This is a genomic window from Nostoc sp. (assembly GCF_036917415.1).
Lineage (GTDB): Bacteria > Cyanobacteriota > Cyanobacteriia > Cyanobacteriales > Nostocaceae > Nostoc.
On record NZ_JBALDJ010000021.1, the window covers coordinates 84,157 to 98,216 of the forward strand.

10 protein-coding genes are annotated in these 14,060 nt (G+C 41.1%); 4 read left to right on the top strand and 6 right to left on the bottom strand.

What is annotated here, in order from left to right; translation table 11 throughout:
- Nucleotides 1-130: 130 nt before the first annotated feature.
- The 4 genes from ntrB to gatB all read right to left on the bottom strand — a co-directional run bounded on the left by ntrB (nt 131) and on the right by gatB (nt 7,006).
- Entirely contained in the window at nt 131-970 is an 840-nt protein-coding gene (ntrB, locus tag V7K41_RS02445) for a nitrate ABC transporter permease (RefSeq protein WP_334845559.1), read from the bottom strand.
- A 134-nt stretch (nt 971-1,104) separates the two neighbouring features.
- Nucleotides 1,105-2,487 (bottom strand): CmpA/NrtA family ABC transporter substrate-binding protein, encoded by a 1,383-nt coding sequence (locus V7K41_RS02450; protein ID WP_334845560.1) that lies wholly within the window; start codon nt 2,485-2,487, stop codon nt 1,105-1,107.
- Nucleotides 2,488-3,170: 683 nt separating this feature from the next.
- Nucleotides 3,171-4,412 carry a bifunctional ornithine acetyltransferase/N-acetylglutamate synthase gene (argJ, locus tag V7K41_RS02455; protein WP_334845561.1) on the bottom strand — a complete coding sequence of 414 codons (1,242 nt, stop codon included), beginning with the start codon at nt 4,410-4,412 and terminating at the stop codon, nt 3,171-3,173.
- A 1,118-nt stretch (nt 4,413-5,530) separates the two neighbouring features.
- A complete protein-coding gene (gene gatB, locus V7K41_RS02460) occupies nt 5,531-7,006 on the bottom strand; it encodes an Asp-tRNA(Asn)/Glu-tRNA(Gln) amidotransferase subunit GatB (protein ID WP_334845562.1) in 1,476 nt (491 codons plus the stop codon).
- Between the two features lie 129 nt (nt 7,007-7,135).
- Between gatB and V7K41_RS02465 the strand changes: the two genes are divergently transcribed.
- The 3 genes from V7K41_RS02465 to V7K41_RS02475 all read left to right on the top strand — a co-directional run bounded on the left by V7K41_RS02465 (nt 7,136) and on the right by V7K41_RS02475 (nt 8,604).
- Nucleotides 7,136-7,654, top strand: coding sequence for a DNA topology modulation protein (locus V7K41_RS02465; protein ID WP_334845563.1), 519 nt, complete (start codon nt 7,136-7,138; stop codon nt 7,652-7,654).
- A 144-nt stretch (nt 7,655-7,798) separates the two neighbouring features.
- Nucleotides 7,799-8,098 (top strand): hypothetical protein, encoded by a 300-nt coding sequence (locus V7K41_RS02470; protein ID WP_334845564.1) that lies wholly within the window; start codon nt 7,799-7,801, stop codon nt 8,096-8,098.
- Nucleotides 8,095-8,604: a PIN domain-containing protein gene (locus tag V7K41_RS02475; RefSeq protein ID WP_334845565.1), complete on the top strand. Its 510-nt coding sequence runs from the start codon at nt 8,095-8,097 to the stop codon at nt 8,602-8,604. The genes V7K41_RS02470 and V7K41_RS02475 overlap by 4 nt, the downstream gene beginning before the upstream one ends.
- Before the next feature lie 847 nt (nt 8,605-9,451).
- Here the strand turns inward: V7K41_RS02475 and purH are convergent.
- Nucleotides 9,452-10,972: a bifunctional phosphoribosylaminoimidazolecarboxamide formyltransferase/IMP cyclohydrolase gene (purH, locus tag V7K41_RS02480; RefSeq protein WP_334845566.1), complete on the bottom strand. Its 1,521-nt coding sequence runs from the start codon at nt 10,970-10,972 to the stop codon at nt 9,452-9,454.
- Between the two features lie 229 nt (nt 10,973-11,201).
- Here purH and V7K41_RS02485 point away from each other — a divergent pair, with 229 nt between their 5' ends.
- Nucleotides 11,202-11,780: a Uma2 family endonuclease gene (locus tag V7K41_RS02485; RefSeq protein ID WP_334845567.1), complete on the top strand. Its 579-nt coding sequence runs from the start codon at nt 11,202-11,204 to the stop codon at nt 11,778-11,780.
- A gap of 249 nt (nt 11,781-12,029) precedes the next feature.
- Here the strand turns inward: V7K41_RS02485 and V7K41_RS02490 are convergent, their stop codons facing one another.
- The gene (locus V7K41_RS02490; protein ID WP_334845568.1) at nt 12,030-13,328 is read right to left on the bottom strand and encodes an MFS transporter; all 1,299 of its coding nucleotides are present in this window, start codon (nt 13,326-13,328) and stop codon (nt 12,030-12,032) included.
- Between the last annotated feature and the right edge of the window lie 732 nt (nt 13,329-14,060).

Here is a 14,060-nt window from a genome sequence, read left to right on the forward strand (position 1 = left end):
TTTGTCATTTGTCCTTTGTCATTTTTCATTTGTCTTTCGTCATTAGCCCTTTGTCTTTTGTCCTTGGTACGTAGTCATTATTCTTTAGTTTTTTACAAATGACCAATGACCAATGACCAATGACCAATGACTATTTTTGCTCTGCTGGTAAAATTTTGTTTTGTAGCCAACCCATTGCTTTATCTAGGAGTAAACCAACGACACCGATATAAACTAGAGCTAAAATCACTTCGCTGACGTTGTTATTTTGATAGGCATCCCAGATAAAGAAGCCAATGCCGACAATACCGGACATGACAATTTCGGCGGCGATAATCGCTAACCAAGCTAAACCGATCGCAATTCTCAATCCGGTAAAAATGTAGGGTAATGCCGCCGGAATCAAAATATTAGTGAAATATTCTTTGCGGCTAAGTTGCAGAACCTTGGCGACGTTGTTGTAATCTTGAGGAATTTGAGTAACGCCGACAGCAGTGTTAATTAAGATGGGCCAAATGGCGGTAATGAAAATTACGAATAAGGCGGCTGGTTCGTTTTGTCGTAAAGCTGCTAAAGAAATGGGTACCCAAGCTAGAGGTGGTACAGTCCGTAGTAATTGAAAGATGGGGTCTAAAGCTTTGGACATGGTTTTATTAACCCCAATCAAAACGCCCAAGCCAATACCAACGATCGCAGCTAGAGTATAACTGATAGCAACCCGTTGCAGACTGGCGAGAATCTGCCAAAATAAACCTTTATCAATGCCACCTCGGTCATAAAATGGCCAGAAAATGAGAACCCAAGTATCTTGAATAACCTGTATTGGCCCTGGTAATGTGGCTCCCGGAGTGAAAGCGAAAAGTTGCCAGATAATCAGGAAGATTGCGATCGCGATCGTTGGTGGTATCAGGTCAGGAAATTGCTTTTTCAGGCTGGATATAAAGCTATTATTCAATCTAGGGCTTGCAGGGCGTTTTTGGGCTATTGTCATGATGCTGTATTCTCCTCAAATTTTATTTTTTATTTGTCCGTTGTCATTTGTCATTTGTCAGTTGTCCTTTGTCCTTTGCAAATCACCAGTGACCAATGACCAATGACCAATGACCAATGACCAATGACCAATGACTAAATACTAACCTTTTTGATTGTGAGACTCTTCAAATATGCTTCTGGATTTTCGGGGTCAAATTTGATGCCATCAAAAAACTCTTCTACACCACGGGATGTATTTGTGGGAATATCAGCAGTAGCAATTCCAACTTCTTTGGCAGCTTCTTTCCAAATATCTTCGCGGTTGACTTTGTTAATCAGTTCCTTAGCCTTAGCAGCATTATTGTCAATGTAATCTTTTGGCAAAAATCCCCAGCGAACATTTTCAGTTATGAACCATAAATCATGACTCTTATATGGATAAGAAACATTACCTTTTTCATCTTTCCAGTAGTAAGCAGCCATTGATTTATCATCAATTTTGCGACCATCACCCATGTCATACTTACCTTGGTATGGATCGGCCAGAATTTCTGGTGACGAAAGATTGAAATAATTTCGTCCAGCCAAAATTTCAGCGGCTTCTTTGCGATTATCAAAATTATCTAACCATTGTTGGGCTTCCATAATTCCTTTTAAAATTGCTTTGGTAGCCTTGGGATTTTTATCAACCCAGTCGCCTCTCATCGCAAAGTATTCTTCAGGATGATTCTTCCAAATTTCTGCGGTTAATGCTGCTACGTAGCCAATTTTTTCTTGTACCAAACGATATGGCCAAGGGTCGCCTGTACTAAAGGCATCCATTGTTCCTGTTTTCATGTTGGCTACAGTTTGCGCCGCTGGTACTGTGAGCAATTTGACATCTGCATCGGGGTCTAAGCCACCTGCTGCTAACCAGTAACGAATCCATAAATCTTGGTTGACATGGGGAAAGGTGAATGCAGCAGTGAAGGGTGTTGAAGATTTTAATTCCTTAAATAAGGACTTAGCGCCGGCAAGTTGTAAACTAATACCTTTGCCTTGGTGCTTGCTGGCGATCGCAATTCCATTTCCATGCGTAATTAATTGACATAATACATACATGGGAATTTTTTGATTGCCCTTGGTAATTAAACCTTCTGTAATTAAATGTGGCATTGGCATCTGCCATTGACCACCATCTATACCACCACCCGCCGAACCAATTTCTACGTTGTCTCTGGCTGCACCCCAAGAAGCTTGTTTGGAAAGGTCAACATTCTTCATGCCATACTTTGCAAAAAAGCCTTTTTCTTTAGCAATAATTAAAGGAGCCGCTTCCACTATGGGAATATATCCCAACTTGGCTGTAGTAGTTTCTGGTGTTTGTTCGGGACTAATATTAACTACTGATTGAGCAGTTGGTTGTGCTTGAGTATTTCCACCCGTGAGGTTTTCAGGAGGATTACCCAAACAGCCTTTGAGGAATACACTACCCGCCGATACTCCGGCTGTAAAGATGAATTTGCGACGAGAAATTTGATTAAAAAATTCTGTCATAATATCTCCTGAAAACGTAAATTTTATTTTTTATAGCTATGACAATTTAGGCAAGAAACACAACATTTTTTGCACTATTAATGATTAATCAAGCTATATTTGAACAAGCGATCGCAGCCATTTCCTCAATAAAATAGCTACCTATATAAAAACTCGGTTAAATTATTGGCTCTGCTTTTTTAGTGTAATGCAGAGGTATCATTCACCTTGTTGAAATCAGTTTACAGCCTTTGAAGCCGAAATTGTTAACTTGGGGTCGGGATTATTAAACAAATATTAAATTGGATGTATAAAGAAAAATTTATCTATTTTCCTTAACTACAGGAATAATTTTTAATATATAAACTCTTATTTATGAAGGCTATTATGTTTGCTTTATGATTCCCTATTTTTACTTTCTTCTTTTGTAACTTAATTTTAGTAGCGATTTGTCAGTCATATATAAGTTGTTATTTATAACAACTATTATGTTATCTCTATAACTTAATCGCGGACTGCGATGAGATTGAAATGGTAAGGCTAGGGAAGTTGGAGGCTTAAGCAAACAGCCATTTTCCCCGTCCAGCCACAGCATGAGAAACTGTAAGACTATTCTGATACCAATTCAATTAATGATTGCAACACATCACTTGGGTAAAGACGCGATGAATCGCGTCTTTACAGCGCAAACAATTGGGAGTAGTTTACGTAGTGTATTCGGCGTTAATCTTCACGTAGTCATAACTCAAATCACAACCCCAAGCTTTACCTACACTATAACCATTGCCAACATTAACGGAAATTAACACCGTATCCTGTTGCAGATAAGCACCCACTGATGCTTTTTTCAAATAAGCACTTGCTGCTGCCCGGTCAAATTGTAGAGGTTGTCCATTTTCTAACATTAAGAAATTCCCTAGCTTAATTTGCAAGTTTTCTTGCTCAAAGGGCACACCTGCACGTCCGGCGGCGGCGGCGATGCGTCCCCAATTTGGATCGCGTCCAAAGATTGCAGATTTGACTAAGGATGAACCAGCGATGGTTTTGGCTATTTGTCGGGCTGAGAGTTCATCATGGGCCCCTGTTACTTCTACTTCAATGAGACAGGTTGCGCCTTCACCATCACGAGCGATCGCTTTGGCTAAATGCTGGCAAACTGCTGTTAACATCGCCTCTAATTTCTCTGCTTCTGCGCCCCATTCTATAATTGCTGGGGTGCGAGATTGACCATTTGCCAAGGCAATTAAGCTGTCGTTGGTGCTGGTGTCACCATCCACAGTAATGGAATTAAAGCTTCTATCAGCTGCTCTTGCTAACATCTGTTGCCAAAGGTGAGGCGAAACCACAGCATCACAAGTCACAAATGCCAGCATGGTTGCCATATTGGGGTGAATCATGCCGGAACCTTTGGCAATGCCGCCAATTCGTACCGAGCGGTCGCCTATAGTTGTCTCTAGGGCAATGGATTTTGTTACCAAGTCTGTAGTGATAATCGCCCCAGCGGCCGCATCCGATCCTGTTTCTGATAGTGCTGCTACTACTTTGGGAATCCCGCTTCGCAAAGCATCCATCTTAATTCTTTGACCAATCACACCAGTGGAAGCCAATAACACAGATTCAGACGAGATGTTTAGAGCTTGGGCTATTGCCATAGCAGATTCTAGGGTATCAAGGTAGCCTTGAGTTCCTGTAGCAGCGTTTGCTTGTCCTGCGTTGCAGAGGATGGCACGAGCGCTTTGTTTGGCTTGCAAGCGTTGGCGACAATATTCTACGCAGGCAGCTTTGACTTGGCTGGTGGTGAACACACCCGCTGCGATCGCTTCCACCTCTGAGAATATCAAAGCTAAATCTGGCAACCCCGAAGGTTTTAATCCTGCGGTAATTCCCGCCGCCTGATACCCCCTTGGTGCTGTAATACCACCTGTTATTTCTTGCCAATCTGCCATTATTCTTCCTTACTAACTATCAGGTTGGATAGGTCAATATGTACTTTATAAAAGTGCCTTGGAAAAGTTCCCAGTGCTGAGTTAGGAGTTAAAAGTTATTAGTTTTGCCCTACTCCCCAGTCCCCAGTCCTTTTTATTGTGAGTTTATTTGCTGATGGCAATAATAATGCACCAATTGGCGATTGGCATAATTGTTTTTACCTTTCTTATGACGAAAAACAAAAACAAAAAAGGAGAGCCACTTGGGCTGCTCTGTAGATCGTTAGGATACATCTACTTACTAATCTCTCTGATTTCCTTTTTAAGGGTTAGTACTTATTTATTGAGATTATTTCTAAAATTGTTTGAATTTTATCCGTAAATACCACGAAAATAAAATAAAAAAGAGAGCTACTTAGGCAGCTCTCCAGATCATCAGGGTGCATCTACTTACCACAGCATATCATTTTACGTATGAGGGTTGTCACCAGTTTTTATATGAAGATTGTGTGAAGTAAGACCGGGAAAATACTTAGTTGGGGAATTTGGGCATGGGGCATTGGGCATTAGTCATTTGTCATTAGTCATTAGTCATTTGTCATTGGTTATTACAGCAGTTTTCATGTATTTGAACCACATCTGTCGTAAGGGCACAGCATTGCTCATACGTGTCAACTTAAGCCGAAAACTATATCAGACAGGCGTTTTGTAAATCTCTCACGCCCTCATCCCCTAACCGAGCAGTATTGATCCCCTAACCCCTTCTCCCAAGGGAGAAGGGGTTAGGGGATGAGGGTTCCCCTCTCTCTTGGGAGAGGGGCTGGGGGTGAGGGCAAAATGTTTTCACCAAGCGGGTTTAGCGTTAAGTTGACACCAATGAGCATTGCTGTGCCCCTACCGCGTGGTCTATTTACCTGAAAATAGCTGTAATTCTTCTTCCTCACTCCCTTATCTCCCCTTGTCCCCTTGTCCCTCCTGCTTCCTCACCCAGCAAAATTAATGGGACAGACCACTAGTGGTCTGTGTCATTAATTCTGAGGGGTAAAGGAACGAACCACAGAGGCGCAGAGAACACAGAGTAGGAGAAAAACAGAGAGATTAAAAATGAGTTTACCTAGCAAAATTAATGGGACAAACGACTAGGCGTTCAGTTTTTTCTCGACCAATTCGTTAGTCAGCTTAGGATCGGCACGTTTGCCTGTCTTTTTGAGAACTTGTCCGACAAAGAAGCCTTTGAGGTTAGTGTTACCGTTGCGATATTTTTCTAGTTCTTTGGAGTTGGCGGCTATGACTTCATCAACAATCGGTTCCAGTACGCTAGGATCGGTAATTAACTCTTGTCCGGCAAAGGCTTTCTCAGGAGAAATACCACTAAGCAAATCTGGCAACTTTTGTTTAGCTTGAGCATTGCTAATTTTGCCTGTTTCAATGCGAGTGATAATATCTGCTAAATTGGTGGGAGTCAGGGCGATTTGAGTAATAGTGAGTTTTTGCTTATTCAGGTGGGCTGCAATATCTTGAGTAATCCAGTTGGCAGCAGCTTTGGGATTTGCTCCAGATGCGATCGCAGTTTCAAAATATTCGGCGATTGAACGATCTTCTGTCAACACTCGTGCATCGTAAGGGGAAAGTCCCAACTCACTTTCATAATGATGGCGTTTTTGGGCTGGTAATTCTGGTAGTTCGCTACGCCATTGCTCTAATTGTTCATTTGAGACCTCAATTGGTGCTAAATCTGGTTCGGGGAAGTAGCGGTAATCGCTAGAACCTTCTTTCACCCGCATACTACTTGTGCATTGAGCGCCTTCTTGCCACAGCCGAGTTTCTTGGATGATGCGATCGCCTGCTTCGATTGCGGCGATTTGGCGTTCAATTTCGTAGTCAATCGCCCGTTGAATGGCGCTGAAAGAGTTCATGTTTTTAATTTCTACCTTGGTGCCAAACTCCTTTCGTCCCACTGGACGCACGGAAATGTTGACATCGCAGCGCAGAGATCCTTGTTCCATATTGCCGTCACTCACGCCGAGATATCGGACAATCCGGCGTAACTCTTCGGCATATTCAGCAGCTTCTAGTCCAGAACGCAGATCGGGTTCTGAAACAATTTCTACTAATGGGATACCTGCGCGATTGTAGTCTACTAGAGAATAGGAAGAACCAGAAAGGCGATCGCTACCTGCGTGTACCAATTTTCCAGCATCTTCTTCCATGTGCAGACGCGTAATGCCAATGCGTTTGCGAATCGGATTCCCCTCAGCATCTACCAACTCAATTTCTAACCAACCATGTTCTGCGATCGGTAGGTCGTATTGAGAAATTTGGTAATTTTTCGGCAAATCTGGATAAAAATACTGTTTTCGGTCAAACTTGCTATATTTAGCGATTTGACAATTAAGTGCCAAACCAGCTTTGACGGCGTATTCTAATACTTTTTCATTGAGTACAGGTAAGACCCCAGGTAAACCCATACAAATCGGGTCAATGTTAGTATTGGGGTCAGAGCCGAATGCCGTAGAGCTATTAGAGAAAATCTTAGTATTGGTACTCAGTTGACAATGGGTTTCTAAACCAATAATCGCTTCATACTCAGTTTTTACGGTCGTAGCAGTGGTCATAATATCAATAATTTGGGCATAATCCTTGTAGTGGTACTATTGTAGCGGCGTATTGAGTTGCCCTGAAGACGGTTATTGGGGTGAGCAATGCTTACCTCTTGAGCTTGAGAAGGGAGATGCACATTTAAGGTGAAGAAAATCTTAATCATTGGTTCTGGAGGTGCTGGTAAATCTACCCTAGCCCGCGAACTGGGAACCATCTTAGGTTTAGAAGTGATTCACTTTGATGCTTGGTACTGGAATCCTGGTTGGGTTGAAACTTCAAAAACTGAATGGCAGAGCATAATCCAAGACCTAACTCTACGAGAATCTTGGATTATGGATGGTAACTATAGCGGTACTCTCGACGTTCGTTTGTCGGTTGCAGATACGGTAATTTTTTTGGATTTTCCCCGGATTTTATGTTTGTCGCGAGTGATTAAACGTCGCTTCATATATGCAGGACAATCCAAACCCGATATGGCATCAGATTGTCCTGAAAGATTGAACTGGGAATTTCTCAAATATATCTGGTCATACCCAATTATTCGCCGTCCTGGAATTCTAAAAAAACTTAGTCAAGTAACACCAAACCAGCAAGTTATTATTCTCCCCAAACCAACAGAAGTCAGAGAGTTTTTGCAAAAGATTTCCCACTATTCAGATTGACTCAATTGATTTTTATTAAAATTTTCTGAAAAAATAGGTAAAGTAGATATTGTTACTTATGTGCTAACCAATTACCATAACCAAGGTTAAATTACTATAAAAAAGTATTTAATTAGTAAATTAAGTCAGGGAGTAACTAAGATTATGATTGATGTCAAAAGAGCAGTAAATGCTGCCTATGAATACATAAAATCCATACAAGACATGATGGGTTCTTCATTAAAAGATTTGAGACTTGAAGAAGTTGAACTTTCTGAGGATAAAAGCTTCTGGTTGATTACTTTAGGGTTTGATATTCCTAAAAAACCTCCTAAAAGCCAATTTGAAAACTTAATTGCTACCTCTAGGGCTTCTACCCCTGTGTTGTATGAACGAGAATATAAACTTTTTAAAGTAAATTCTCAAACTGGCAAAGTAGAAGCAATGAAAATTAGACAAGTATGAAAGATGTGATTAATTCCCTAATTCGTCGTTATCACCAAAAGGGAATTTTAATTGATACAAATATCTTACTTCTCTACTTTGTTGGGACGGTCAATCGAGAAAGAATAACCCGATTTAATCGAACGCAGCAATTTATACCAGAAGATTATGATCTTTTGCTAAGAATCATTAACAGATTTCGGAAACTTGTAACAACCCCAAATATTTTGACTGAAGTCTCTAACTTTGTCGATAAACTTGTTGAACCTGAACGTTCTCAGTGCTTTGCAATATTTGCTCTATTTGTTCAAAATGTTGATATATTGGATGAATACTATATAAAAAGTTTAGATGTTGTTAATACTGAAAAATTTGTCAAATTCGGACTTACTGACAGTGGAATCCTGATTTTATCTAAAGGGAAATATCTTATACTAACTGATGACTTTAAGCTAGCAAATTATCTTAAAAGTGTAGAAATTGACGTGATTAACTTTAACAATATTCGTGTCTTAAACTGGAAGTAAAAATATGAAATTAAACTACTATAGCTGTCGCCAGTCCAGTTAGGACATAGACTAAAAAGCGTATTGTGTTCCTCAATCAGGACTGACTACCAATGCCCATTGGTGTCAACTTAAGAAAAAATCCGCTTTGAGAGGACGTTTTGCCCTCATCCCCTAACCCCTTCTCCCAACTTGGGATAAGGGGAACTAGAGAATTTGCTCCCCTCTCCCAAAATTGGGAGAGGGGTTGGGGGTGAGGGTCAAACCTGGAAAGTTCGCCAAATCTAGCTTATATGTTTAAGTTGACACCAATGACCAATGCCAAACCCGTACAGTTATGATTTTTGGCAAAGTTTTTGGAAGCGTTAATTTCTATAATTTCTATACACAAATTAAAAAATGCCTGGGAGTGTTGCCGTGTTTCCACCCCAGACATTTTTTTATTCTTAACTTGCTCCTCACACACAAATAAACCGTATCACTACTTCTATCAAATGGCAAGTACTTTGAGTGACATTTTCAAAACTGCATAAGCAATCAAATTTCTGACAAATTAAAAAGCGCCTGGTAGTGTTGCCGTGTTTCCACCCCAAACGCTCTTTATTTTTAACTTGCTCCTCACACACGACTCAAGAATATCACTACCTCTATCAAAGGTCAAGTATATTGAGTGAGACTTTCAAAACTGTACAAGCGATCTAATTTCTGACAAATTAAAAAGCGCCTGGGAGTGTTGCCGTGTTTCCACCCCAAACGCTTTTTATTTTTAACTTGCTCCTCACACACAACTAAAGAATATCACTGCTTCTATCAAAAGGCAAGTATATTGAGTGACACTTTTAAAACTGCACACCTTACAACCAATAATTTAGTGTAAAAAGTGACGTACACCAGTTAAGACCATCAGTAAACCGAGTTCGTTAGCAGCTTTGATTGAATCTTTATCGCGCAAACTTCCTCCTGGTTGGACAATGGCTGTAATTCCTGCGGCTGCGGCTGTTCTGACTGAATCATCAAAGGGGAAGAATCCATCACTGGCGAGAGTTGCACCTTTGGCTTTTTCTTGAGCTTGTTCTAGAGCTATTTTAACTGAGCCAACGCGGTTCATTTGACCAGCACCTACTCCTAGTGTAGTGCGATCGCTGGTAACAACAATGGCATTAGATTTAACGTGTTTGCAAACTTTCCAAGCAAACAGCAATTCGGCTAACTCGTCGGGTGTGGGTTGACGTTCAGTCACAACTTGCCATTGACTGGTATCCGCAATGATGTCATCGCTAGCTTGGACAAGGAAACCACCTGCGATCGCTTTTACTGCATCTTTAGGGCCACTGCTTAAATCTGCTAGAGTCAAAACCCGTACTTTCGATTTAGCAGCCAGAATTTCTTGAGCATCCGCTTCACAACTCGGTGCAACCACACATTCTAAAAATGTTTTGGTTAACTCGCTTGCTGTATCATTATCAATCGGACGATTGAGAGCGACAATCCCACCAAAAGCAGAAACAGAGTCAGCATTGAAAGCTTTTTGATATGCTTCCACAATCGTGTTGCCTAGTGCCGTACCACACGGATTTGTGTGTTTGATAATTGTAGCTGCTGGGGTATCAGTAAATTCAGCAATAATTCGGCGTGCGGCTTCTAAATCAACTAAGTTATTGTAACTAAGTTCTTTACCTTGGAGTTTCATTGCGGCTGCCCATCCTGTTAGGGTAGTACCAGTTTGATACCAGGCGGCGGGTTGATGAGGGTTTTCGCCGTAACGCAGAGATTGCAATTGTGTGCCGCTTAAGGTGTATTGTTGTGCTTCTGCGAGGTAAGATGCGATCGCTTGGTCATAGCTAGCAGTATGCGAAAACCCTTTTAATGCCGCCTTTTGCCGAAACTCTAGGGATGCTTCGCCGTTATTTTGGCGTAATTCTTCCAAATACTCGTCATACTGTGCCGGATCGCATAATACAGCCAGATGGGCGAAGTTTTTCGATGATGCCCGTAGCATTGCTGGACCACCGATATCAATTTGTTCAACAGCTTGGGATAATGTTACCCCTGGTTTAGCGATCGTTTCCTCGAAAGGATATAGATTCACCACCACTAAATCAATCGGGCGAATTTGGTTATTTTCTAAATCTGTAATATCTTGGGGAACATCTCGCCGCGCCAAAATCCCGCCATGAATCCGGGGATGTAAAGTTTTGACTCGACCACCTAAAATTTCTGGTGAACCTGTGTAATCTGCAACTTTGGTAACAGGGAGTCCCGCATCTTTGAGGGCTTGTGCTGTTCCCCCACTGCTGATTAAATCAAAGTCGAATTCTTCAACCAAGCTACGGGCTAGGTCAATTAAACCAGTTTTGTTAGATACACTCAGTAGGGCTAGACGCACCATCGATCAATTCCTTAAAAGTAGGCTAGAAGCGAAGGATCTCAAGTTTTGCATAAGCCTTGGTTCACTTCAAGACCATGAGGAATAATATTGACTCGTGTAATTTAATATGCTTACATCCTCCAGAGTCAGCACTGTCGAAAATGCTGGAAATAAGGGCTAAGTGGGCTTAGTCTCTAATATTGGCGATCGCCTAAACTAAAAGTAAGCATCTTTTACGCACATAACCCCTATGGTTCAGTCTTCTAATCAACGCCTAACCCTAGAAGAATTTCTCGCACTTCCCGAAGGAGACATTACATACGAGTTTGTTAACGGTGAAGCTGTACCCAAATATAAAGATAATGAAATGTCACCAAAATTTTTTCATGGCTCGACTACTGGTGCTTTATTTATATTATTGTCTGCATGGGCACAAGTAAAAGGTCGAGTTGTGATTGAATGGGCAATTAAACTAACACGAAATCAACAAGATTGGATGCCTGTAGCCGATCTGACCTATATTTCTCATAACCGTCTTCCTGCTGATTGGCTATTAGACGAAGCTTGTCCTGTCGCACCTGAATTAGTCATCGAAATCATTTCACCTGGTCAAACTTTTGGTGAAATTGCCGAAAAAGCGACTGATTATCTGAAAGCTAGCGTTTCTCGTGTTTGGGTAGTTGATACAAAAGCTAGAACTGTAACTGTATTTGCGCCATCTTCTTTACCGATTACTTATCGATCTCATCAAATAATTACTGATAATTTACTACCAGAATTGGAAATTACCCCTCACGCAATCTTTCAACAAGCTGGATTAAATCCCTAAAATTTTATTAGTAATCAGAATCAGCTAAAGTCTTGCCAATGAAAAGACAATTTATAATCTGAATCGAATAGCACTAAAATCGGAAGCTGAAGGTATTTAAAATTTTGTCCCTTACTTATAGAAATCGCCCTTAAAAGATTTAGTTTAAGGTTTAATCTGATTGCTGCTCTCTACAATTACGAGCTTTGCCTCCCTAAAATTAAATCTTCCTGAGCGACCTTTGCAAGAGGTTTATTGCATTGTTCAGCTTCACAGAGTATCCAATCGCTCTAGAGAAGAGTCATTCGGCACTAACAGAGTGAGAATTCCACCAACTAGTAGTGTTGCTGCCATTACAAGCAACCCTCCAGTAAAACTATTAGTGGCATCTTTAACTAAGCCGATAACGTAGGGAGCAACAAATCCTCCTAAATTGCCCACAGAGTTAATCAAAGCTAAGGAACCAGCAGCAGCAGTACCGCTTAAAAAGGCGGTGGGTAAAGCCCAAAATGGCCCTAAAGCTCCCCAAATTCCTAGTGCTGCCAACGAAAGGGATGCTAGAGCAGTCACAGGCTGATGAAAGTAAGCACTAAGAACTAATCCAAATGCCCCAATGAAAGCACAAATAGCAACATGAGCGCGGCGTTCTCTAGTTTTGTCTGAGTGGCTACTAATAAAGGCCATTCCCAGCGCACCTACTAAATAGGGAATAGCTGAGGTAAATCCTACCCACAGGTCGCTTAATCCAGAAAAACTTTTAATAATTTGTGGTAGCCAGAAACTAATACCATAAAGACCAGTTACTAGAGTGAAATAAATTAGACTCAGTAGCCAAACTTTAGGATTGACAAGAGCTTGGAGTAAGGTGTAATTGTTGTGGCTAGTTTTGCGCTCGTATTCTAAGCGCAATCTCTCCTGGAGCCAGAAACGCTCCTCTGGTTCCAACCATTGAGCCTGCTGTGGAAGTTCACATAGATAACTCAGCACTACAAAACCCATAACGATGGCGGGTAAACCCTCTACTAGAAATAACCACTGCCAACCCCTTAATCCCGCAATTCCATGTAGAGTCAGTAGCAGACCAGAAAGAGGCGCTCCTACAACCCCAGCTATAGCAGTTGCTGTCATAAATGAAGCTATGGTTTTAGCGCGTTGAATTGTGGGAAACCAATATGTGAGGTAAAGAATAATCCCAGGGAAAAAACCAGCTTCTGCAATTCCTAAGAAAAAACGCAACAAGTAAAAGCTCAAAGGGCTTTTGACAAACATCATCCCGACGGCAATTACTCCCCAAGTGATGACAATCCTGGCAATCCAAACCCTAGCACCAATTCTTTCTAAGATCAGGTTACTAGGAATTTCAAACAAAAAGTAGCCCAGAAAAAAGACCCCCGATCCTAAACCGTAAACTGTGGAACTAAAGCCCAAATCCTGATTCATTTGCAAGGCTGCAAACCCGATATTAACTCGATCTAAATAAGCAATGACATAAAGAACAAACAATAAGGGAATGAGCCGCCGACTTACTTTGTTTAATACCTTTTGTTGGAATGTTTTATCTGAGGTCATCTTATTTGTCCGATATTATCTCTTGCGGTTGCTGTTGTTCAAATTTAAGTAATAACCTTTGAGCAAAGTAGGGTTATGTCTATATTAATTGCTCTACTTCTAAATACAGATTACAGCATCAGATGAAGCTCATTTGCATTTATATTTTGGGTAAATCCAAAGCTGGTGGGCATTTTCACGCTAGGGCGCAACGAAGAATGTCGGTACATTTTATTATGAGGATAAACCTTAGTAAAGACCAAGTACCAGAGATTAGCCCTAGTAATGAGATATCCCCTAGTAAAATGCGACGGTACAAGGGGTTTTTCTAGTAACTTCACAGAAACTTACTCTTGAAAGAGAATCCAGTTTTCCAGCTTTGGCAATCTCACAAAAATGCAGATGTCCACCACCAACTGGTAAAAGCATTCAAAATAACAGATCCCAATAACTAGAAGGAAGTTGTCATGTTAGAGCGGTCGTCGTTGTCACATCCAATGGTATTGAAAGTCTTGCTGCTCAATTCTGGGGTGTGAAACCTGAACCTAATCATACCTGTAGTACCTTACTATCGAGCATTTTTTTGGGTAGCTGTGGCAGATAGACGGATTTTTAGACAATTATAGGACTTACGCACAGGTAACGGAAAACGAACCACAGAGGACGCAGAGGTCACGGAGAAATGAGAGTTTGAGAGGGTTTTTGCGTAAGTCCTAAATTAGAAATAGTTTTTAGCGATCGCTACTTTATGGC

What these genes read in the sequence shown, in the direction of transcription:
- ntrB (WP_334845559.1), bottom strand. Translation starts at nt 970, where the DNA reads ATGACAATAGCCCAAAAACGCCCTGCAAGCCCTAGATTGAATAATAGC.
- V7K41_RS02450 (WP_334845560.1), bottom strand. Translation starts at nt 2,487, where the DNA reads ATGACAGAATTTTTTAATCAAATTTCTCGTCGCAAATTCATCTTTACA.
- argJ (WP_334845561.1), bottom strand. Translation starts at nt 4,412, where the DNA reads ATGGCAGATTGGCAAGAAATAACAGGTGGTATTACAGCACCAAGGGGG.
- gatB (WP_334845562.1), bottom strand. Translation starts at nt 7,006, where the DNA reads ATGACCACTGCTACGACCGTAAAAACTGAGTATGAAGCGATTATTGGT.
- V7K41_RS02470 (WP_334845564.1), top strand. Translation starts at nt 7,799, where the DNA reads ATGATTGATGTCAAAAGAGCAGTAAATGCTGCCTATGAATACATAAAA.
- V7K41_RS02475 (WP_334845565.1), top strand. Translation starts at nt 8,095, where the DNA reads ATGAAAGATGTGATTAATTCCCTAATTCGTCGTTATCACCAAAAGGGA.
- purH (WP_334845566.1), bottom strand. Translation starts at nt 10,972, where the DNA reads ATGGTGCGTCTAGCCCTACTGAGTGTATCTAACAAAACTGGTTTAATT.
- V7K41_RS02485 (WP_334845567.1), top strand. Translation starts at nt 11,202, where the DNA reads ATGGTTCAGTCTTCTAATCAACGCCTAACCCTAGAAGAATTTCTCGCA.
- V7K41_RS02490 (WP_334845568.1), bottom strand. Translation starts at nt 13,328, where the DNA reads ATGACCTCAGATAAAACATTCCAACAAAAGGTATTAAACAAAGTAAGT.